The 21,851-nt window shown below is 37.0% G+C and carries 20 protein-coding genes; 11 read left to right on the top strand and 9 right to left on the bottom strand.

Annotated features, from left to right (window positions below):
* The first annotated feature begins 4 nt into the window (after positions 1 to 4).
* The 6 genes from KFE94_13825 to KFE94_13800 all read left to right on the top strand — a co-directional run bounded on the left by KFE94_13825 (position 5) and on the right by KFE94_13800 (position 6,317).
* Complete coding sequence (locus KFE94_13825; protein ID UTW65721.1) at positions 5 to 1,378, top strand: hypothetical protein; 1,374 nt, start codon at positions 5 to 7, stop codon at positions 1,376 to 1,378.
* Between the two features lie 111 nt (positions 1,379 to 1,489).
* The gene (locus KFE94_13820; protein UTW65720.1) at positions 1,490 to 2,398 is read left to right on the top strand and encodes a helix-turn-helix transcriptional regulator; all 909 of its coding nucleotides are present in this window, start codon (positions 1,490 to 1,492) and stop codon (positions 2,396 to 2,398) included.
* Between the two features lie 94 nt (positions 2,399 to 2,492).
* Positions 2,493 to 3,560 (top strand): NAD-dependent epimerase/dehydratase family protein, encoded by a 1,068-nt coding sequence (locus KFE94_13815; GenBank protein ID UTW65719.1) that lies wholly within the window; start codon positions 2,493 to 2,495, stop codon positions 3,558 to 3,560.
* Between the two features lie 6 nt (positions 3,561 to 3,566).
* Complete coding sequence (locus tag KFE94_13810; GenBank protein ID UTW65718.1) at positions 3,567 to 4,388, top strand: SDR family oxidoreductase; 822 nt, start codon at positions 3,567 to 3,569, stop codon at positions 4,386 to 4,388.
* Between the two features lie 189 nt (positions 4,389 to 4,577).
* Positions 4,578 to 5,612, top strand: coding sequence for a hypothetical protein (locus tag KFE94_13805; protein UTW65717.1), 1,035 nt, complete (start codon positions 4,578 to 4,580; stop codon positions 5,610 to 5,612).
* An 87-nt stretch (positions 5,613 to 5,699) separates the two neighbouring features.
* A complete protein-coding gene (locus KFE94_13800; protein ID UTW65716.1) occupies positions 5,700 to 6,317 on the top strand; it encodes an outer membrane beta-barrel protein in 618 nt (205 codons plus the stop codon).
* Between the two features lie 62 nt (positions 6,318 to 6,379).
* On the opposite strand, the gene KFE94_13795 is transcribed toward KFE94_13800, so the two are convergent.
* Positions 6,380 to 7,609, bottom strand: a complete 1,230-nt coding sequence (locus tag KFE94_13795) for a M20/M25/M40 family metallo-hydrolase (GenBank protein UTW65715.1) — start codon at positions 7,607 to 7,609, stop codon at positions 6,380 to 6,382.
* Between the two features lie 169 nt (positions 7,610 to 7,778).
* On the opposite strand from KFE94_13795, the gene KFE94_13790 reads away from it, so the two are divergent.
* Both KFE94_13790 and KFE94_13785 read left to right on the top strand, forming a co-directional pair.
* Positions 7,779 to 8,927 (top strand): PD40 domain-containing protein, encoded by a 1,149-nt coding sequence (locus KFE94_13790; GenBank protein ID UTW65714.1) that lies wholly within the window; start codon positions 7,779 to 7,781, stop codon positions 8,925 to 8,927.
* A gap of 331 nt (positions 8,928 to 9,258) precedes the next feature.
* Positions 9,259 to 10,389 (top strand): AhpC/TSA family protein, encoded by a 1,131-nt coding sequence (locus KFE94_13785; protein ID UTW65713.1) that lies wholly within the window; start codon positions 9,259 to 9,261, stop codon positions 10,387 to 10,389.
* Here the strand turns inward: KFE94_13785 and KFE94_13780 are convergent.
* The 8 genes from KFE94_13780 to nusB all read right to left on the bottom strand — a co-directional run bounded on the left by KFE94_13780 (position 10,386) and on the right by nusB (position 17,198).
* Positions 10,386 to 11,573, bottom strand: coding sequence for a hypothetical protein (locus tag KFE94_13780; protein UTW65712.1), 1,188 nt, complete (start codon positions 11,571 to 11,573; stop codon positions 10,386 to 10,388). The two genes, KFE94_13785 and KFE94_13780, sit on opposite strands and share 4 nt — an antisense overlap.
* A gap of 32 nt (positions 11,574 to 11,605) precedes the next feature.
* Positions 11,606 to 12,367: an MBL fold metallo-hydrolase gene (locus KFE94_13775; GenBank protein UTW65711.1), complete on the bottom strand. Its 762-nt coding sequence runs from the start codon at positions 12,365 to 12,367 to the stop codon at positions 11,606 to 11,608.
* Positions 12,368 to 12,373: 6 nt separating this feature from the next.
* Positions 12,374 to 13,756, bottom strand: coding sequence for a serine hydrolase (locus KFE94_13770; GenBank protein ID UTW65710.1), 1,383 nt, complete (start codon positions 13,754 to 13,756; stop codon positions 12,374 to 12,376).
* Positions 13,757 to 13,876: 120 nt separating this feature from the next.
* On the bottom strand, positions 13,877 to 14,455 hold the full coding sequence (gene coaE / locus KFE94_13765) for a dephospho-CoA kinase (GenBank protein UTW65709.1): 579 nt from the start codon (positions 14,453 to 14,455) through the stop codon (positions 13,877 to 13,879).
* Positions 14,452 to 15,453: a hypothetical protein gene (locus tag KFE94_13760; protein UTW65708.1), complete on the bottom strand. Its 1,002-nt coding sequence runs from the start codon at positions 15,451 to 15,453 to the stop codon at positions 14,452 to 14,454. Before KFE94_13760 ends, coaE begins: the two co-directional genes overlap by 4 nt.
* The gene (gene yajC, locus KFE94_13755) at positions 15,453 to 15,761 is read right to left on the bottom strand and encodes a preprotein translocase subunit YajC (GenBank protein ID UTW65707.1); all 309 of its coding nucleotides are present in this window, start codon (positions 15,759 to 15,761) and stop codon (positions 15,453 to 15,455) included. The genes KFE94_13760 and yajC overlap by 1 nt, the downstream gene beginning before the upstream one ends.
* A 9-nt stretch (positions 15,762 to 15,770) precedes the next feature.
* A complete protein-coding gene (locus KFE94_13750; GenBank protein UTW65706.1) occupies positions 15,771 to 16,232 on the bottom strand; it encodes a DUF1573 domain-containing protein in 462 nt (153 codons plus the stop codon).
* Between the two features lie 12 nt (positions 16,233 to 16,244).
* A complete protein-coding gene (gene nusB, locus KFE94_13745) occupies positions 16,245 to 17,198 on the bottom strand; it encodes a transcription antitermination factor NusB (protein ID UTW65705.1) in 954 nt (317 codons plus the stop codon).
* Between the two features lie 140 nt (positions 17,199 to 17,338).
* Between nusB and KFE94_13740 the strand changes: the two genes are divergently transcribed.
* From KFE94_13740 to KFE94_13730, 3 genes are all read left to right on the top strand, one after another.
* Entirely contained in the window at positions 17,339 to 19,135 is a 1,797-nt protein-coding gene (locus tag KFE94_13740; protein ID UTW65704.1) for an ABC transporter ATP-binding protein, read from the top strand.
* Between the two features lie 154 nt (positions 19,136 to 19,289).
* Positions 19,290 to 19,637, top strand: coding sequence for a DUF3276 family protein (locus KFE94_13735; protein ID UTW65703.1), 348 nt, complete (start codon positions 19,290 to 19,292; stop codon positions 19,635 to 19,637).
* Between the two features lie 136 nt (positions 19,638 to 19,773).
* Positions 19,774 to 20,970: a proline dehydrogenase family protein gene (locus KFE94_13730; protein ID UTW65702.1), complete on the top strand. Its 1,197-nt coding sequence runs from the start codon at positions 19,774 to 19,776 to the stop codon at positions 20,968 to 20,970.
* Positions 20,971 to 21,851: the final 881 nt, after the last annotated feature.

The raw sequence follows: 21,851 nt of genomic DNA, 5'->3' as shown, positions 1-21,851 counted from the left end.
GTTTATGCGTACATATATTTCACTCACTTTTTTCCTGGTTTTTGTAAGCTTGGGAGTCCACTCTTCCTTAAGTGCACAATCTATTGCAGATCAATCTACCAGAATAGACCCCTTATGGGTAATCGATTTCCAATCCGGAGGTTTTATTCCTGAGGATATAGTTACCGATAATTCCGGGAATATCTACACTACCGGATCATTTAATATGGGCATCGTATTGGCTGATAGTATTCACATTTGGAGTACCGGAGGACGATACGATGGGATTGCCAACACCTATTTTTTAATGAAACATGACAGTTCCGGCAAATTGCTGTGGATCAGTTATGGTATGGGTAAATGTCGATCGAGAGGCGTTGAAATAGACTCAGAGGGGAATATTTATACCGTAGGAGAATCCTTTAGTCCTGTGTTAAATTTCATCTCATCCCGTCAGGAAACAATATACGTGGATAAACCTGCTGATCCCGCTTCTCATGGTCTATTCATTTGTAAGCACGACTCTTTGGGAAATATCTTAGCCACCCGTTTTATTTCAAACAATGAAAGAGAAGCGCCTCAGGATTTCAAAATTGATCATAACGACCAACTTATAATTGTTGGAAATAGCTTTTACACTGTAGAAAATGAATCCAAAAGGAAGTATTTCATTTTAAAATTAGACTCTGATTTCCAACCTATTTGGCAAAAGAATGGAGAAAACAATGGACGATCACATGTGATCGCATTGACTACGGATAAAAAAGGAAATATCTATACCACTGGCGGTTTTTTTGAAAGGATTAAAATTGATGATCAGGTGCTTATTTCTAAAAGTCATGCTCAAACTTTCTTTGTTTCAAAATTCGATCCGAATGGAAAATTGAAATGGATCAACAGCAGACTCAACCTTCCAAAATCTCAGTTTTATCCCGGGGTAGGACAAGCAGTCGCTTTACAAAAAAATAAGATCTTAATTTCAGGTAGTATCCACTCCAACCTCTTTATTTCCCAGCTGAACACCAGAGGTAAAGTCAAATGGTTATTACAAACCAATAATGGTGTATCTACTTCAACCAGTAATATTCTGATAAACGACCGTGATTTTTTTATTGTGGGCAAAACCACACGTCTGACATTTCCTTCTACCGATACCAATAATATTTCAATCCAATCTAAAGGTGCTACTGATTTTCACATTGCCAAATACAATCTCAAAGGGCAGCTTATTTCACTTCACTCAGGCGGAGGACTTATGACCGATTATGGTGATGCAGCATGCATTCATGATCAAAACATATTCTTACTGGGACATATTTTAGGTGGCAAAACACAATTCCAATCTAAAAGTATCCATAAAAGAGAATACACCATGTGGATTGCCAAATTCCCACTTTAAGAGTAAACAACATCCAGAGCACTCGTTTTGTGTTATTTAATCCGCATTTTGTGTAAGGATACTCCTATGTAATTCCTACATCTTTGCATGGTAATACATTATTTTTGAAAGATGTCTAAGGAACTATTTAAAATCAAGTCGATTAGTGAGATGCACAACCTACTAGGTATTGACAAACCTAAGCATCCACTCATCTCATGGGTTGACGCCTCCGAAATGTTTATTCCGGACACTGAGCTCAACACCAAGTTTGTCAATGACTACTATATGATCTCCTTAAAGGATAAAAGTTGTGGTATTGAATATGGACGTAATTCTTTTGACTTTGAAGAAGGTGTTTTAATCTTTTCCGCACCCGGTCAGGTATACACGCCTACCCGACAAATCGAAAAAGGTGAAATTACCGGATGGATGTTATTCTTTCACCCCGACCTCATCCGCAACACACATTTACATGACATGATGGATGATTATTCATTCTTCAACTATGATGTGTATGAAGCCTTACACTTATCGGAAGAAGAAGAGCAAACCATTAGCAATTGTGTACTAACCATCAAAAACGAATACGAACAAAGAATTGACAATCATAGTCAACGTGTAATCATTTCTAATCTGGAACTCTTGCTCAACTATTCGTTACGTTATTACGAACGTCAATTTAATACACGTACCAATCAGAGTAAAGATATTGTAACTGAGTTTGAACGTTCTTTAAAAAGATATTTTAAAGACAATCAACATCTGGAACACGGGATTCCGAGTATTCAGTACTTTTCTGAGAAGTCTCATCTTTCACAACATTATTTTAGTGATCTCTTAAAAAAGGAAACCGGAAGAAGTCCTAAAGATCATATCAATAATTACGTGATTGAAACTGCTAAAAATTTGTTGTTAAAATCGGATCAATCAGTGAGTGAAATTGCTTATGATCTGGGATTCAACTATCCGCACTATTTTACCAGATTATTTAAAAACAAAACCGGACAGACCCCTGTAGAATTCCGCAATTTGAATTAGCATCTGCATTTTGTGTAAGTCATTCCCAATTATGTGTTAGTAAGCTACTGGATATCAAAGGATATTTGTACAGTAATTATAATTCATAATTGTTATGACTCAAATAGATAAATCAAAACCAGTAATGGTAACAGGTGCCAACGGATATGTAGCAAGTTGGCTGGTATATAAACTACTTCAGGAAGGAATCACGGTACATGCTGCAGTAAGAAACCCGAATAATGAAAAGAAAATTGGACACCTTAAAAAGGCTGCTGCGGAACTCAAAGGAAACATCAAGTTTTTCCAGGGAGATTTACTAACTCCAGGCTCTTATGCTAAAGCCATGGAAGGTTGTGAACTCGTTTATCACACTGCATCGCCATTTATTACAGACGTTAAAGATCCACAAAAAGAACTTGTTGATCCCGCTGTGAAAGGGACAACTAATGTACTCGAATCTGCAAGCAAAACACCATCCGTTAAACGTGTCGTGGTGACCAGCAGTTGTGTTGCTATTTATACCGATGCTATTGATACGGTAAATGCTCCGGGTGGAAGGATAACCGAAAAAGTATGGAATAACACAGCTTCATTGGATTATCAGCCTTATCCATATTCAAAAACCATGGCCGAGAAAAAAGCCTGGGAAATTCAAAAAAGTCAGAATCAGTGGGACTTAATCACCGTTAATATGAGTTTTGTGATGGGGCCTGCTTTAAATCCTCATCATAATACTTCAGAGAGCGCTAATGTTTTGAAAATGTTTGGAAATGGTGAAATGAAAGCCGGGGTGCCAAATATTGGTGTTGGGCTGGTAGATGTCAGAGATGTAGCAGATGCGCATTTCAAGGCAGGCTTCACTCCTACGGCAAAGGGACGCTATATCACTTCAGCACACAATACGAGTTTTTTAGAAATGAGCAAAGTTTTGCTTCCAAAGTATGGCGACAAATTTCCATTACCTAAAAAAGCTCTACCTAAATGGTTACTGATGTTGATTGGACCGATGACCAATAAATTATTTACAAGAAAGTTCATTCGTAACAATGTCAACATTCCATGGAATGCCGACAATTCTAAAATCCAAAAAGAACTTCAAATTCATTTCCGTCCAATGAAAGAAACCATGGAAGACGCTTTCCAGGTACTCATTGATGCGGGCATTTTAACAGCTAAATAAAATATCATGAATAAAACAATTTTAATCACAGGAGCCAGCTCAGGCATTGGCCGGGCTACCGCAAAAAAATTCCAAACTGAAGGATGGAATGTCATCGCTACCATGCGTACACCTGAAAAAGAGAATGAACTCAATCAAATGGAGAACGTTTTGGTAACGCAACTGGATGTTCAAAAAGAAGATACCATTGCCAAAGCTATTCAGGAAGGTATTGACAAATTCGGCCAAATCGATGTCGTGTTAAACAATGCGGGATATGGACTTATGGGCACATTTGAGTCTGCTTCGAAAGAAACAGTAAAAAGACAGTTTGATGTAAATGTGATGGGACTCTTTGATGTTACCAGAGCCGTACTTCCACATTTTAGATCAAACAAATCGGGAATGTTTATCAATATCTCTTCTATTGGAGGTAAAATGACCTTTCCATTGATGTCATTGTATCACGCTACTAAATTTGCCGTAGAAGGATTAAGTGAATCCTTACATTACGAATTGGCTCCATTAGGTATTCAGGTTAAACTGGTCGAACCGGGAGGCGTGGCTACAGATTTTGGCGGACGCTCATTAGACTTCCAACACAAAGAATCTTTAACCGAGTACAATGAATTCGTAGGTACGGTCATGAATACTTTCCAAAACATGATGCAACCTGAAGCGATGAGCACTCCTGAATTAGTCGCAGATGTGATTTACTCTGCCGCAACCGATAAAACCAACATATTGAGATATAGAGCCGGAGCGGATGCAGAACAATTATTGGATGCCAGAAAAGCAATGTCTGATCATGAGTTTTTCGGAATGATGAAACAACAATTAAGCATCTAAAAAAATCATTTTTTCATATGTAATCCGGGATAGTCAAATATGCACTGTCCCGGATTATTTTTTGATTCTCTTTCCAGGTCTGGAATCATATTGAACGATCATAGTATTTGCTTTCACTATTTTTGCCTCTTTGATTTTACGAAACACCTACCTTCAAACATTTTTAAAACAACATAAAACATCTATTAAATGATTGTAACTAAAGGAATAAAATTCAAGAATCTCATTGGTTGGACTGCGCACCATATGATTTGGCTTACCGCTTTAATGGGAGCTGCAGCTGCATTATATCATAATGGTATTCTGGTGGTAAAAATTCCGTGGTTACCGGTTTCCGTAGTGGGTACTGCTGTTGCCTTTTATGTAGGTTTCAAAAACAATCAGGCCTATGATAGAATGTGGGAAGCCCGTAAAATTTGGGGCGGAATTGTAAATGAAAGCCGTTCCTGGGGAATGTTTGTGGATGGTTTTATTACCGATTTATTTCAAAATGAAAAAAGCACTCCACAAGAGATTTATGCCATCAAAAAGAGACTCATCTACAGACATATTGCATGGTTATATGCACATAGAAATCAATTGTTAGTTCCTACGGAATGGGAACATATCAGCCAGGGCGGTCCAACAGGGAGAATTGCCAAAAGATATCAGGATAGTTTTGGTGTCGGTCTTATCGAAGATGATATTTCCAGAACAGAGCTTAAACACTATTTATCCAATAATGAATACGAAAGACTCACGCAGGCTAAAAACACTGCGACCCAAATCGTAAACGAACAGTCAAGAGACCTGACTGAATTAAGAGCCAATAATGTGATTGACGACTTCCGTCATATGGAAATGGAACGTGTACTCAGAACATTTTACACCCTGCAAGGTAAAAATGAAAGAATCAAAAAATTCCCGCTTCCAAGGCAATACGCCAATATGAGTCGTTACTTTATCGGAATTTTCATCATGTTACTTCCGTTTAGTGTAATTCCGGAATTAATGAATATCAGCACATGGGGTTTATGGATTTCAATTCCTCTAACAGCTTTAATTGGACTGGTATATGTGATGATGGAAATTATCGGTGACTATTCTGAAAATCCATTTCAAGGTATGGCCAATGATATTCCTATGTTGTCCTTATGCCGTACAATAGAAATTGATTTAAGAGAAATGCTCAATGAAAAAGATTTACCTCCAGCTATTAAATCTAAAGCAGGGGTATTGATGTAGGTTTTAACGCATTCGAAAAAGTTCCAATAAAACGAATTCTGAAACGTTATACTTCGGAATTCGCTTTTACAACTTTAAATATTTCGAATGCGCCCTTACCTCTTTTTTCTTTTATTCAATTCCGTTTTATTCTATCCAATACTGGCTTCCGGTCAAAAAAATGATTGGGGTTTAAACATTGGATATGGCATATCTAATTTTTCACCTGGCTCCAAAACAGTTATCAATCCTTTCTTAAGAAATCAGCCTCAACATCTAAGTGCAGGAGTTTCATATGATTATTCTCCCTGGAAGGCATTCATCTCTTTACGTACCGGGTTATGGTATGCAAATAGAAAACAGAATGATACCGCATTAAACTATTTTAAAATACCAATAGGTTTTGATCTAAATTTTGGTAAAAACCATCAATTCATATTTGGTGGTGGTTTATATGGGGCCGTATTGTTTCATTACAATGGTTTACCTAAAACCTTTGAATTTAAAAATCAGATCAATCGATTTGTTTTAGGAAGCTACCTAAACTTAGGAATAAGTCTACGGGTTTCTGACCATCACTATTTTAGTCTTAGATATCAAATAAACTATGATTCATCACCTCTTCTTAATCCTGAAAAGTCTGTAAACCAGAACAACTTCACCTTAAGTGACGGTATATTTACACTGGGCTTGAAGTATAGAGTTCCCCAAAGGAGATCTAAATAATCCGCATAAAAAAGCCCCGTCAGAAGTTTCTGACGGGGCTTTTCTTTTAAATTATATTATGATTAAAAAGTTACATGTAATGTCACCTCTTTCCCTTCTCTTAAAACGACAACATCTGTTTCTTGCCCTTTTTTAAACTGACTCAATGCTTTCATATACCCCATCATATCAGGCACATCAATATCGCCCATTTTGATCACCACATCACCAGCTTTCATTCCGGCTTTCTCCGCAGGTTTTCCCGGGCTGGTTCCATCAATACGCATTCCTTTGCCATCATATAAATAATCAGGAACAACACCTAGTGTCACAGAATACTTTGGTGCTTTACGAGAGTCTTCATCCTTAGTTTTACGGTATTCCAACTTCCCTTCTCCATCTAACTTACCAATTACTTCCTCCACATAATTCAAGATCAATACCATTCCATCATAATTGATTTTATCTGCATCATCACTTGGTTTATGGTAATCCTCATGTTGTCCGGTAAAGAAATGTAATACCGGATACCCTTTTAAATAAAACGAAGTATGATCTGATGGTCCAACACCTGATTCCTTTTTCATTAAATGAAATTTCACAGGATCATTTGCCTGATCCAATACCGGATCAAAACTCGGTGAAGTTCCCGTTCCATACACTGCCAATTTATACGAAGCAGAAAGCCTTCCTACCATGTCAAAATTGATCATGTAAGAAATCTTATTGGTATCGATAGTCGGATTTTTCATGAAATAATTTGAACCCCAAAGTCCTTTCTCTTCTCCCGAAAAAGCTAAAATCAAATAATTGTGGTTCTTATTGTTTTCTTTTAAGTACTTCGCTAACTCCAGAATCATCGCTACTCCACTGGCATTGTCATCCGCACCATTATGTACAGCTGGTTCACCTTTATATCTGGAACCTTCACCACCCATACCTAAATGATCGTAATGAGCTCCTAAAACCACAGTGTATTCTGCGCCATTATCAATATATCCAATTACATTTCTACCGGTTACGGGATCATAATTTTTGTTTTGCTCAGATGGAGCCATATGTGGATTAGGTTTTGGAGTATAAGTAAAATCCTGATAGAACCCATCTTCACCTTTTGGTGCCAACCCAATCGTTTTAAACTGTTTTACCAGATACTTTGCCGCTTTACGTTCTGCTTTAGTTCCGGTTTCTCTTCCTTCTAGTTTATCGCTAGCCAGATAATTCACTACTTCGATCATATCAGATTTCGGATCTTGCGCAAAGCTTGTGATTACGCTGAATCCGAAGATTGCTAACAGTATGTAATTCTTCATTTGATTCGGATTATTGTTTTAAAGATGCGAAATTAAACATCCCCTATCTACACTGATTGAGCAAAATCATGTCTATTGTCAGAGAAATGTCATGAAAAGTAAACATGATAAATGCCATATTCTGGGATGTTATGAAATATTATTTTCGCGACCTCAAAATATACCAAACATGAAAAAGTTATTTCTTTCGCTACTTGTACCTACATTTATTCTAGCATCTTGTGGCGCATCTCAAGATCAAAACAAACATGCGCATAAAGATGGAGAACATCACGAACACGGTGATGCGGATGGACATACCGGAGCTACTAAGAAGAGTGAAGTTCACTATAAAGAAGAAACACATTTAACGAATGTGCGTCAATTGACTCAAGGTGGTGATATTGCTGAAGCATACTGGAGTTTTGACGATTCAAAATTGGTTTTCCAGGCGAAGTATGACAAATGGGGCGCGGAATGCGACCAGATATTTGTGGCAGATTGGCAAAAAGATGATATGGTAAATAACAAACCACAATTAGTAAGTACAGGTTTGGGTAGAACCACATGTTCTTATTTCTTACCAGGTGACAGTACTATTGTATATGCTTCTACACATTTAGGAGATTCAGCTTGTCCTCCAGTTCCTGAAAAAAGAGCAGATGGAAAATACATCTGGCCAATTTATCCTGACTTCGACATTTTTGTTGCGGATTTAGAAGGAAACATCGTTAAACAACTTACGGATTGGGAAGGATATGATGCTGAAGCTACAGTTTCCCCAAAAGGTGATAAAATCGTATTTACATCTTTAAGAACTGGAGATTTAGAACTTTTCACTATGAATATTGATGGTAGCGATGTGAAGCAAGTTACACATGAATTAGGATATGATGGTGGTGCTTTCTTTTCTCCGGATGGAACCCAATTAATCTTCCGTTCTTCTCGTCCTAAAACAGAAGAAGAGATCAAAGTGTATAAAGAGTTATTGGCACAAGGACAAGTAATGCCAACTGAAATGGAGCTTTATATCTGTAACGTAGATGGCAGTAACTTAAGACAACTTACAAAATTAGGCGGAGCAAACTGGGCACCTTTCTTCCACCCTGGTGGTAAAAAAGTATTGTTCTCTTCTAACCATGAAAACGAAAAAGGTTTTCCTTTCAACTTGTTCATGATCAATACCGATGGTACTGGTTTAACTAAAATCACTTACGATGGTGTATTTGATGCATTTCCTGTATTTTCAAACAACGGTAAACACCTGGTTTGGTCTTCTAACCGTAACAATGGTGGAACACACGAAACGAATTTATTTGTAGCAGACTGGGTGGAATAAACCACTGTCAACAAAAAGTAAAAGCTTAATATGTGATGGATTAAAATGACAATTCATTACATATTAAGCTTTTTTTATTCTATCCCAATTCACCAGAACCCTTAATTTTGCCCTCTTTAAAGAAATCTAAATTTGAAAAAAATCAATCAAAAAATCATGCTGTGGCTCAAGCGTATTGGCTGGGTGGGGTTCGCTTTCTTTTTGCTTAAAGGTTTGGCCTGGATCGCTGTATGGTTAGGATTATCTCACTACTTTAATTGGTAAAGTCACTCAAATCCTTTTTATTTACCCTTCATTTTATCAATCTTTATTTTCTACTATGGTTCATTCTATGTTCAAGTTTGTTATTTCCATTCTGATGATCGGATATTTCTCTTCATGCAATTCCAGTTCAGAAGCCCCAAAAGAACCTTCAGTTCCGGGTTATGAGATCCAGATAGAGATTGGCAAAACCAGCATGGATTCTGCGTTTTTGTATGTCTTCAAAGACTTTAATTGGGTGCTCATCGATTCTGTAAGCGGAGATAGCGGAAAATTCCATTTCACTGGACATGTAGACGGTGCAGATTTTTTCTCATTTGGAGACCGAAAGAGAAATTACATTGTCAACTTCTTTGCAGAAAATAGTCCAATTCAAATCACCGGAAATTTTGAAAAACCGGGTCAGGAAAAAATCTCAGGATCGGCTGTACATAATGAGTATTTAAGCATTCAGGATAGCATGCTCATTTTTGACAATCAAATGAATTCTATCTACCAACAATACAATATGGCAGAGGAACAAGGCGATTCTGTTTTAATGAAACAATTGGAGCAACAGTATTTTGCTTTTTCGGGAATCAAAGACAAATGGTTATTAGATTGGGTTAAATCACATCCAAAAAGCTATGTCGCAGAGTTTTATATTGCAAACAAATTAATGTATGATGTAACTACAGAAGAACTTCGCATTCTTTTTGATAATATCTCTCCGGAAATCGAGAAAACAGCCTTATATAGCATGATTGAAGGAAAGCTTCTAAAACTGGAAAATAGTGCTGTAGGTAAACCTGCTCCCGATTTCACTATGAACAATACCGAAGGCATTCCGGAATCCTTGTCTTCACATTTTGGCTCCTATCTATTAATTGATTTCTGGGCTTCCTGGTGTGGACCCTGTCGTGCAGATAGTGAAAAAATGGTGGCTATCTATCATAAATATCATGATAACGGCTATAACGTTTTGGGTGTTTCGTTAGATTCTAAAAAAGAAAATTGGCTCCAAGCTATTCAAGAAGATAGTCTGGAATGGGACCATGTCTCTGATCTAAAACTTTGGGACAATGCTGCGTCTAACTTATATGGAGTAAGTGCCATTCCACATACTGTACTCATTGATCCCAATGGACAAATTATTGCCAGAGGGTTAACTGTAGAAGAACTGGATGAAAAGCTTAACGAGATATTAAATTCAAACTCTTAGAAATTGTATTCAACAACTAACTGGATTCTTAAGTTATCACCCGAGCTTTCCAATTCATCCGTACGAAAACCATAAATTCCTTCTAAACCGATATTGAGTGGTCCAACCACATTCCAATATACATTGGCACTTGCATATGATCCGGTAAGCAATGTTGCTTTCGGTTGATTCAACGGGTTATTGAGTTGCACATATCCGTAAACAAATGTGGAGCTAAAATGATTATGATCTCTTTGGTCATAGGTTTTCTTTCCCCAGAAAAGTTGATATCCAACATAACCGCCATAAATAGGGACTAATTCCAATTCACCTTGAGAATTTGGTACGGCATCCCATCCACCTCCACCAAACGATACTAAATATCTGGAAATTCCATAACCCGCTGCAATTTGGTAAATGAATTTATCTCTTCCAAAAAGAACCTGACTTCCCGAACCACTAAAACCACCTCCCAGTTTATAAATGGTTTTCGACTGCGCATTTTTATACTCAATCGCTCTTGCCACACCACCCAATTGAAAGTGCCCCTTAGGCCACCTGATTTCATAGTGTGATACAAAATCAGGTATGGTTTGATTGGTAGGCGATACCAAAGTATCAAACTCTAAATAACGATTGTAATCCGGTACTGGTGTCTCAATACCAATAGAAATATCCGAATCCTTATTCGGTCGAATGAAATAGGTAATCTGTGCTGTTCTTACCCAAACACCCGTTGAAGGGCCATCAAAATCCGTGATATTCGGCCATGCCTCCTCATCTGTAAATCCGGACCATGCTTGCCCAATTCTAAAATTTAAAAATCGTACATAAGCATGACGCATGCGCAAACCTCCGCCTCCATTGCCATAAAAATCTGTTTCGATATACGACTTGATCTCCCCCAAAGATTTGGTCTGAAAAGCAGATGCAAATATGATTCTGGTTTGATTTAAATCTGCATGATATTGTGGATCATCCGGTACATTTTGACGTTCGGTAGGAATGGATGGCAAATGCATAGACGATACATTGGGAATTCCTCTTAGATCATAAAATCCACTATACTTTATCCAGGCTGTAGTATAAAACTCTTTTTTGGGTTTGCCATTTAACGAATCCGGAGAACTCAATTTTAATAATTGAGCTTGTACAGAAAATCCTATCAATACAAACGTTAAAACAAAGAGTATTCTTCTACACATGTCGAATTATTAAAAGATTGTATACAAATGTACTATACTTCCACTACTAACCCATCATAAGCCAATTCAACGTTCTCCGGTAATTCTTTACTCACATCTTCATGTTTTCCCATCCGATGACTAATGTGCGTTAAATATGCTTTTTTAGGTTTTAACCGGCCGATGACATCTAATGCTTCTTCCAATGTAAAATGAGAAATATGATTTGTTTTTTGGAGTGCATTAATGACCAAAACCTCCAGACCCTCTAGCTTTTTCATTTCACTTTCAGCAATATAATTGGCATCCGTGATGTAGGCAAATTTTCCTATTCTGTATCCAAAAACATCCATTTTGTAATGTTTTAATTGAATAGGAATCATTTCCAGGTCTTCAATATGAAACGGTTCACTGGTAATCGTATTCAATTCTAATTGTGGTACCCCGGGATATTTATTTGCTCCAAACGCATAATGAAAATCTCTTTTTAATGCAGTTTGCACATTTTCAGTTGCGTAGATCTGCATGGATTTTTTCATGATGTAGTTAAATCCTCTCACATCATCCAAACCGGCTACATGATCTTTATGTTCATGCGTAAAAACCACAGCATCCAGTTTTTTGACCTGTGCACGCAACATTTGATATCTAAAATCCGGGCCAGTATCCACAATGATTGTTTGGTCGTTGACTTCTACTAAAATGGAAGATCTTAATCGTTTGTCTTTTGAGTTTGTTGAAGTACATACTTCACAATCACATGCGATCATGGGAACGCCCTGCGAGGTCCCTGTTCCCAGAAAAGTAACCTTCATTTGCATCTATTTAATACAGTTCATCACACTACTCAAAAACCAGTTATGATCAAAACCACCTCTTTTATTTTGTCCTAATCTAACCACAACCAGCTTTTTAGACGGAACTACAAAAACACGTTGCCCCTCATAGCCATCCATCATATACATATCGGTGGAAACATCCGGTAATAATCGATTTTGCTCATTCCCTTCTTCTCCCGCATTTAACCACCATTGCGCACCATACTGTCCTTTATCCGTATGTGCAGTTGGTTGTACCGTATAATTCACCCAATTTTCCGGTAAGATTTGTTCTCCATACCAGTTTCCGTTGTTTAAATATAACAATCCTAAACGCGCCCAATCTCTCGCGGATGCCCACATGTAAGATGATCCTACATGAGTACCTCCCGCATCGGGTTCAATAACTGCAGTAGTAACTCCTAACTTGCTAAACAATTCATTTTGTGCAAACTGATAATATTTTTCTTCTCCAACCTGCTCTCTTAAGATTTTAGACAAGATATTGGTTGTTCCACTAGAATAATACCATTTCGATCCAATTTCATATTGTAGATCTTGCGATACGGCAAAGTCTCCCATTCTGGCATATTTATACAACATATTTGTAGCCGTGCTTACATTCGAATAAACTTCTTCCCAATACAACCCTGAGCTCATTCGCAATAACTCATCTGTAGTGATTTCACTTCTGGGGTCATCCGCATTTTGCCACTCAGAAACCGGAGCAGGTTGATAAATATCCAACATACCCTTCTTAACCATAATCCCGTACAAACCGTTGGTGACACTTTTAGTCATAGACCATCCCAATTGCGCTGAGTTTTTATCAAACTCATCTGCATATTCTTCTAAAACCAATTGCCCATCATACACCACCAATACCCCTCTGGTTTTTGCAGGAACTTCTGGATTTGTATTTTCAAAAGATTGCGCAATCACTTTTTTAAGTGCATTCAAATCCACATGACTACTAATAGAATCCGGTAATCTGGTTCCCAAAGGCCAGTCCAAAGTATCACTTAATTCCGGTTTCTTTAAATCAACTCCGGGCAATTCGGTTCTGATTTCTTCTTCACTTCTCTCACGAATCAAAGTACATCCCAAACCTTTACGATAAATTGCTTTTGATCTGGCCAACCCAAAAACAGTTCCCGTAGCGGAGGAATCTTCCATATTCACTTCAAAGTGTCCAAGCGACAATGGAAATGCACCCAACTCATTCGCTATCGCACTCTCCGCAGTTCGATTCCCAACAAATACACACGAACAAACACCTTTAGCTCCGAAACCGGAAATGATAGGACCAAAATTTGAAATAAAATAGATAAAACCTGCTAGAAGTACGATTATCAGTACAGCAAGAACCTTAGAGAAAACCTTCATATTTTGTAGAAATTAAAATTTAATGTTCTTCTCAGACAAAGAAAACATAAAGGTTAACAATGCCTAAAATTAATCGGGTTAATTTAAAGTTAGAAAAAGCTTTAAATCATGAGCTTACTTTCAGGATTTCAATTCCTCATGGATTTGCATCACCTGATCAATCAATGGCTCCTGTCCATTATTCCTGATCTCATAATCGGCATATTCTAACCTTTTTTGATCCGACCACTGGTTTTGAATTCTGGCTTTCACTTGTTCCGCAGTAGCCTCATCTCGCGTCTGTACTCTCGCTATTCGAATAGATTCATCAGCCGTCACCACAATAATAGCGTCACATGCTTTGTAACCACCCGACTCTAACAATATGGCTGCTTCTCGAATCACATAAGGCGCTTCTTGCGAATTTGCCCATTGCTCAAAATCCAGATTCAATACAGGATGTACCAATCCATTTAAAACCTCCAGTTTGCTTTTATCTTGAAAAACAATTGCAGCCAGTTTTGCTCGATCGATTTGATCTTCGGAATATATATCAGTTCCGAACTCCTTCTCTACTTGTTTTCTTAATTCCGGACTCTCTGTATATAACGCCTTGGCTCTGGAATCCGAATCGTATACAGGTATCTTCAATCTTTTAAAGATATTACCTACGGTTGTTTTTCCACTACCAATTCCACCTGTCAAGCCTACAACCTTCATTTTTTATCCTCCAAATCCATGATTAAATAATCCACGCGCTCAGGTACATATTGAATAACATTCACATAGCTCGGATAGGTTCTAATGGTAACCGGCAACTTTGATGGATTCTTTAAAACATTTTCGTAATTCACCACCACATCAAATAACTCAGGAGTAATAAAATCATAATGAGATAATCCCGTACTGTATTTTAAAGTAATGATCTGCGGTAGCAATCGAACTCGCTTACCTTCAGGGATATTCTCTACATGAATTGGTATTTCAATCTCACCTTCGGTCAAGGCTTCAACTTCGGCAATCAACCTCACTGTGGAGACCTCAGGTTGTAATAGCTTAGCATTATAACTTAGCTCTACTTCCACTTCCTGATATTCAGATAAGTCATCTAAATATACATGATCGGTTTTTAATTCTTCCAATTCATCCAACACTGAGATTGGTCCATTGGTATTCACCCATTCAGGTACCGCATAAATGGGTTTCTTAAGCACCATTCCTTTGGCCAGTGTCACACTATAATCGGGTTTAATTTTTAATTCTTTTGATGTTCCACGTTCCGTGACAATTTCAATGGTATCTCGATTAATTCGCGTGACATTCATATTGTTACTCAATCCACTTTTCAAATCATTCACAATCACCGAAGTTGGAATACTCGCACGTTCTTTTCTTCCGTAAGATTCGAAATGCAGTTTCGCGATGTCAATCACTACCGTATCTTCTTCGGCCACGTCTCTAAACTGAATGAGACCATAACCATCACCCGATAATTCGATTTTAATATTGCGATAAGGAACCGGAGAAAAAGCCCGGTCTTCAGGAAGGTTAATGTACTTTAGGGTAATTTCAATTTCTTCATTATATGTTTTGTTTAACGCATTCAGCAACCAAAACCCGGATGCTAAGAACAAGCTAATTACAAAAACATAAAACCTCCGACCCGGCTTATACCGGATAAACAAACTCTTTGTATCTGCCGGGTCGGAGCTTTGCATTATTTACGCGCGGACAAGGCCAAATCGCTTTCGCCTGATCCTGATGTAAATTCTGGAGAAATTGCTGAACGCTCCACCACAAATCTGGTTTTACTTTCTGCCTCCAGAACGATTGTTGTTTCTCTAATCTCTAAAATCTTTCCATGTATTCCACCAATGGTTACGACTTTGTCGCCTTTTCTCATCGCCTCTCTAAACTTCTTTGCATCTTTCGCTCTCTTTAACTGAGGTCTGATGATGAAAAAATAAAAAACCACTCCAATTAAAATCAGTGGTCCAAATTGTGTCAATATTCCGTTAATATCCATTTGATTTGTTTATTCTGGTGCAACTACATCTCCTTTTAATACAATCACATTATTTGCCGGATGTGTATTTGCGGTTATATATACTTTTTTGGTTTGTTTTCCTTTTTTACCCTGACTATTAAACACCACTTCAATCTCGCCAGACTGACCTGGTTTAATTGGTGTCTTAGGCCATTTTGGAATGGTACATCCACATGAACCATTTGCAGATGAAATGATTAAATCCACTTCACCTTCATTTTTAAAATGATAGATTTTAGTTACACTTTCTCCCTGCACGATTGAACCAAAACTCTGCTCTGCATCAGAGAAAACCATTTTAGCTTGTTTTTGCTCCCCTTTTTCAGATGAAGCTGTTGCCGGATTACTTACTAAATCAGGAGATAAAGCATCTGCTTTTTGACTATCTCCACAAGATGTTACTCCAACTACTAAAGCCAACATCCCACATTTTAAAACTGATTTTATCATAAACTTTATTACTTATCGATTAATTAAACCCATACCGGATTTATTCAATTTATTTTCATTCTTCAAATCTACCAAGACTTTATCCAAAACACCATTGATAAATACACGACTTTTTTCAGTACTGTAATTCTTTGATATTTCAAGATATTCGTTCATTGTCACCTTCACCGGAATATTTGGAAAACTTGTAAATTCTGTAATAGATATTTTCATCAAAACAGTATCCAGTCTTGCAATCCGGTCTACATCCCAGTTCTTTGTATACTTTTCAATCAACTTCATGGAAGCATCACTTTGCAACACAGTTTTGTGATACAACTCTTTTACAAATTTCAAGTCTTCTTTTTGATTTTTAAACAATTGCATCAAAATAGAATCAAACTCATCCATTTCCGGTCTCAAGCCACTTAATGTTTTTACCACATTAATGCTTACCATCTGCACATCATCATACCAGTAAATGTTACGCTCTTCAAACAAATCCAGAAACACTTCATTTACTGCAATGTAGTTTTTGAAAATATAGATCATAATTTCAATATCGTGCTGAAAATTATGACGTGGATTAGACATAAAAGCTTTATACTTTTTATCTGCCTCAACCTCTTTCCATATTTTTTTGATGTTATCAGATTCTACACTCCAATCGAGCTTCTCTGCATACAACTTATACTTACGATTATTTTCTATGGTAAGTGCGGCTCCGTTTTGTGCAAATCTTAAATTAGGGTTTAAATCTTCTTCGGTTACTAACCTTTTTTCCTTCTTCAGTTCAATGCTTTTGCGGCTCATATCCACAACTTCCAACAACAAACTCAACATATTGATGTACAACGTGTATACATCATCCAAACTCTTAACCAGTGATTTTTCGCCAAGCTCTAAATTATGGTTTGCCGAATCGTAAGCATAAACCGCTTGCATTACTTTCACCCTAAGGTACCTTCTGTTAAATAACCCTTCCATCAAAGATCTTTTTATTCTTGAATTATTTTCTCACATCACAGCCTAAAAAAGCCCTACTTTTGAACCGTCTTCAAGATTTGTTTTTTGAAGCTGCAAAATTAGTGTTTTTATCAATTTTATAAACCAATTATTTCGAATTAATGCGGCCGTTATTTTATTTAAATAAGTACTTTTTAAAATATAAATTACGGTTGTTTCTAGGCTTAATTTTTATAACCGCATCGAATCTATTTGCCATTTTACCTGCTCAAATTATCCGTATCGCATTTGATGTTGTGGGAGATACGGTAACCCGATATCGTTTATTTAATGGACTGCAAATTCAGGAAGATTATTATGGATTTATGACTCAAGCCATTATCGTATTTGGTTTGATCGTTTTTGCTATGGCTTTGATCAAAGGTTTTTTCACATTTCTTAATCGCCAGACCATCATTGTTATGTCCAGATTGATTGAATACGATCTTAAAAATGACATTTTCAACCACTATCAAAAACTTGATCTATCATTTTATAAGAAAAATAGTACCGGTGATTTGATGAATCGAATTAGTGAAGACGTAAGTCGGGTAAGAATGTACATTGGCCCTGCGATTATGTATTCCACAAATATGATCGTGGTTTTTATTCTGGTGGTTTGGGCGATGTTATCGGTAAATGTAAAACTGACTTTATACGTACTTCTACCACTCCCTTTTCTTTCTATATCTATTTATTACGTGAGTCACATCATCAATATTAAAAGTGAAAAGGTTCAAAGACAATTATCTAATATTTCCACTTTCGTTCAGGAAGCCTTTTCCGGGATCCGTGTTTTTAAAGCTTACAATATTGGTGCGCAAAGATTTGAGCAGTTCAATCAGGAAACCGAAGATTATAAAAAAGTAAATCTGGAATTGGTTAAAGTCAATGCGATGTTTATGCCGTTGATGGTTCTTCTCATTGGTCTAAGTACGATTATGACTATTTATATTGGTGGTCAGCTCACCATTGCCGGGGAAATCACTTCCGGAAATATTGCGGAATTTGTCATATATGTCAACATGCTTACCTGGCCGGTAGCTGTTGTGGGATGGGTTACTTCTATGGTCCAAAGAGCTGCCGCATCACAAAAAAGAATTAATGAGTTTTTAAGCATTCAACCTCAAATTGTTTCGCCCACACAAACTCCTACAGAAATTAACGGAGACATTGAATTTAAAAATGTGAATTTCACTTATCCGGATTCAGGTACAGAAGCTTTAAAAAATGTAAGTTTTAAAGTTAAACAGGGACAATCATTAGCCATTACCGGAAGAACCGGAGCAGGAAAAAGTACCATTGCGCAACTTATCGCAAGATTATATGATGCCGATTCCGGAGTAATACGCGTTGATGGTCAATCTATTCAAGAAGTTAATCTACATGATTTACGTAAACGAATTGGCTTTGTACATCAGGATGTTTTCCTCTTTTCCGATACAATTTCAAACAATATCGCATTTGGTTCTCAAGTTCAGGACATTGATTCAAATACGGTTGAAGATGCCGCAAAAAAGGCAGCGATTTATGACAATATCATCAAATTGAAAGATGGATTTGAAACCAAAATCGGAGAACGAGGGGTCACATTATCCGGTGGCCAAAAACAACGAATTTCAATTGCTCGGGCATTAATCACTGATCCACAAATTTTGATACTGGACGATAGTCTATCCGCGGTAGACACCAAAACTGAAGATCAAATTTTGGAACACCTTAACACCTTTATGCAAAATCGAACCACAATTATTATTTCGCATAGAATCTCTTCTATTAAACATTGCGATCAAATTATTGTATTGGATCAGGGAGAAATTGTAGAAAAAGGAACGCATGAAGAAATCCTGAATCAAAACGGATTATACCGATTACTCCATGATCAGCAACTTTTAGAAAATTCTGAGGCCAGTGTCTAAAGGGCTTTCAACGTTTTTCAAAATACTGTTTTTCCCAAATTATAATTCCCTAAACACCATTATTTTAGTGTTCTTGTTAAAATACATTACATTTTAATGTTTGTTAAAGTTGAAATTTTGAATAGCTTTGACCCTATTACGAAAACAAAAAAGGATGGACGGTTATAAAAAAGCTTCAAATAAGGGGAACGATGAGATTTATTCAAATGCGGTAAGAGCAGGAAAGCGAACCTACTTTTTTGATGTGAGAGAGACAAGGGGAAATGATCATTACTTAACCATTACTGAAAGTAAAAAGAAATACGATGATCAGGGAAATTTCCGTTATGAGAAACATAAGATTTTCTTGTATAAAGAAGATTTTGAAAAATTCGGTAATGCATTTAATCAAGCCATTGAAATGATTGAACAACTTCAAAATGGAAATGGTATTGAGTCCGGAAACCAAATGGAGTCCGATTACATGGATGTAGACTTTGAATCTTTGGGTTCAAACGAATAAATCAATCTTAATCAGCTCATTCTAACCCTAAACAAAACCATTATTTCTCATATATTTTTATGAGGTAAGATCAGTAAATAATAGGGATCTTAGAGCTGTTTTTTTTTATAGTTTTGAGGTCTAATTTTATGAAGTAATGACAAATCAAAACAACGAGAATTTGAAGGTGTCTTTTAACGATACTAAAACGGCTTTTTCTCACCTCTCCGATAAAGATTTGGATTTTTCCATTAAAATGTTTCAACTTATGCAAAACCCTACTTTGGTAAAAGTGGGTACTGCTTTGTCTCAGTTTGCTTTAGCTACACATTTACCCATTACGGGAATTGTTAAAGCTACAGTTTTCCGCCAATTCTGTGGGGGCACGAATCTAACGGAAAGTTTAGACAAGGTTGAAGAACTTTATAAATACAACGTAGGATCTATTTTAGATTATGCGGTTGAAGGGGCGCAAGATGAGGAAACTTTTGAAAGCACAAAAAATCAAATTATTAATGTAATTCGAAAAGCTGAAACCACTGATGGAATACCAGTAGCATGTATGAAAATGACTGGTGTATTCAGATTTGAATTATTGGAAAAAATGACCGCTGAAACTCCGCTCTCGGATGCGGAAAAACAAGAATACAAACGTGCAGTTGACCGATTCGAGCAAATCTGTAAAGTAGCGCATGAAACAGGTGTTCCGATTTATGTGGATGCGGAAGAAACCTGGATTCAGCCAGCTATTGATCGCCTGGTAGAATCCAGAATGCGTGTGTACAATAAGAAGAAAGCTATCGTTTTCCATACCTTACAGATGTATCGTTGGGATAAAATTGATCATCTTAAGAAACTAATCGCTGAGTCTAAAAAAGAAGGCTGGTTCTTAGGTATTAAGTTCGTAAGAGGAGCATATCTGGAAAAAGAGAATCAACGTGCCAAAGACATGGGCTATAAAACGTTCATCCAACCTGACAAAGAGTCTACGGATAGAGATTTTGATTTGGCCATTGAAATGATGATAGACAATATTGCGCATTGTGAAATCTGTAATGGCACCCATAATGCTTTAAGTTCTATGAAGTTGGTTGAGCTTATGAAAAAACATAAACTAGCTAATAACGACCGTAGAATATACTTTTCTCAATTAAAAGGGATGAGTGATACCATTAGTTTTAATTTAGCTAATGCGGGATACAATGTCTCCAAGTATTTACCATATGGTCCTGTTAAAGCAGCTATTCCTTATTTGACCAGAAGAGCGGAGGAAAACACTTCAATTGCAGGTCAAATGGGTAAAGAACTTACAGATTTACTGGAAGAAAAAGCACGCAGAAAAGCGATTAAATAAATCATTTAAATATTCGGGTTCCCTTAATTTAAAGGGGACTCTTTTCACTCCAAACCCTAAAAAAACAATCTTGTTTAACAAACTCTTTTGAAGTAACTTGCGTCTAGATAATAAGCGGGTAATTAGAGATATTCTAAACAATTTATATCTTTGGGTTCTCCTCACTTAAACACACATTAAAAATCATTAACAAACTGACTTTGAAGAATTTTACACTGCTTTCTAAATCAAGTTCGCAAATGAAACTTATAGCAACCCTATTATTTGTTATTTTAAGTTTTGGAGCTCATGCAACGCACCTTATCGGTGGAAACATGGGATATGAATTTATTGGACCAGATCCTCTAAATCCTGGTTTTACCAGATATAGAATTACGTTAGACGCCTATATGGATTGTAACTCAGTGAACTGGGTACAACCTGGAGGTGGTGGAGGTAGCTTTCCTGAACCTTCGATTAATGTTGGGATATATGAAGGAGTTCTAAATCCTACAACATCTTTACCATATACGGATGATGTCAATCTGCAATTGGTAGATTCGAATGCTGTGGATCCAAACTTACCCGCAATCTGCGATCCTTTCAACTTACTTTCAAATGTTTGTGTGTATTTGGTCAGATATGAAGCTATTGTGTCATTGCCCGCATCAAATACAGGTTATTGGGTTTTATATGATCGTTGCTGTAGACCGGGTGGTATTTTAAATTTAAATAATTCAGGTGCGCAATCTTTTGCATATACCACATGGATTCCTGCGCAAAACGGCTCATTAATTACGAACTCCTCTGCGCAATTTACAGATACTCTTTTATCGTATATCTGTAGAACCGATACTGCGTACATTTCAAATTCTGCGATTGATCCGGACGGTGATTCTATT

It is taken from the genome of bacterium SCSIO 12643 (genome assembly GCA_024398135.1).
Taxonomy (GTDB): Bacteria; Bacteroidota; Bacteroidia; order Flavobacteriales_G; family Salibacteraceae; genus CAJXZP01.
This window is presented reverse-complemented; position numbering and strand designations above follow the sequence as displayed.

Coding starts and splice junctions, on each gene's coding strand:
- KFE94_13800 (UTW65716.1), top strand. CDS start 5,700: ATGCGCCCTTACCTCTTTTTTCTTTTATTCAATTCCGTTTTATTCTAT.
- KFE94_13825 (UTW65721.1), top strand. CDS start 5: ATGCGTACATATATTTCACTCACTTTTTTCCTGGTTTTTGTAAGCTTG.
- yajC (UTW65707.1), bottom strand. CDS start 15,761: ATGGATATTAACGGAATATTGACACAATTTGGACCACTGATTTTAATT.
- KFE94_13750 (UTW65706.1), bottom strand. CDS start 16,232: ATGATAAAATCAGTTTTAAAATGTGGGATGTTGGCTTTAGTAGTTGGA.
- coaE (UTW65709.1), bottom strand. CDS start 14,455: ATGAAGGTTGTAGGCTTGACAGGTGGAATTGGTAGTGGAAAAACAACC.
- KFE94_13815 (UTW65719.1), top strand. CDS start 2,493: ATGACTCAAATAGATAAATCAAAACCAGTAATGGTAACAGGTGCCAAC.
- KFE94_13785 (UTW65713.1), top strand. CDS start 9,259: ATGTTCAAGTTTGTTATTTCCATTCTGATGATCGGATATTTCTCTTCA.
- KFE94_13795 (UTW65715.1), bottom strand. CDS start 7,609: ATGAAGAATTACATACTGTTAGCAATCTTCGGATTCAGCGTAATCACA.
- nusB (UTW65705.1), bottom strand. CDS start 17,198: ATGGAAGGGTTATTTAACAGAAGGTACCTTAGGGTGAAAGTAATGCAA.
- KFE94_13730 (UTW65702.1), top strand. CDS start 19,774: ATGACAAATCAAAACAACGAGAATTTGAAGGTGTCTTTTAACGATACT.
- KFE94_13735 (UTW65703.1), top strand. CDS start 19,290: ATGGACGGTTATAAAAAAGCTTCAAATAAGGGGAACGATGAGATTTAT.
- KFE94_13805 (UTW65717.1), top strand. CDS start 4,578: ATGATTGTAACTAAAGGAATAAAATTCAAGAATCTCATTGGTTGGACT.
- KFE94_13780 (UTW65712.1), bottom strand. CDS start 11,573: ATGTGTAGAAGAATACTCTTTGTTTTAACGTTTGTATTGATAGGATTT.
- KFE94_13810 (UTW65718.1), top strand. CDS start 3,567: ATGAATAAAACAATTTTAATCACAGGAGCCAGCTCAGGCATTGGCCGG.
- KFE94_13770 (UTW65710.1), bottom strand. CDS start 13,756: ATGAAGGTTTTCTCTAAGGTTCTTGCTGTACTGATAATCGTACTTCTA.
- KFE94_13760 (UTW65708.1), bottom strand. CDS start 15,453: ATGCAAAGCTCCGACCCGGCAGATACAAAGAGTTTGTTTATCCGGTAT.
- KFE94_13775 (UTW65711.1), bottom strand. CDS start 12,367: ATGAAGGTTACTTTTCTGGGAACAGGGACCTCGCAGGGCGTTCCCATG.
- KFE94_13820 (UTW65720.1), top strand. CDS start 1,490: ATGTCTAAGGAACTATTTAAAATCAAGTCGATTAGTGAGATGCACAAC.
- KFE94_13740 (UTW65704.1), top strand. CDS start 17,339: ATGCGGCCGTTATTTTATTTAAATAAGTACTTTTTAAAATATAAATTA.
- KFE94_13790 (UTW65714.1), top strand. CDS start 7,779: ATGAAAAAGTTATTTCTTTCGCTACTTGTACCTACATTTATTCTAGCA.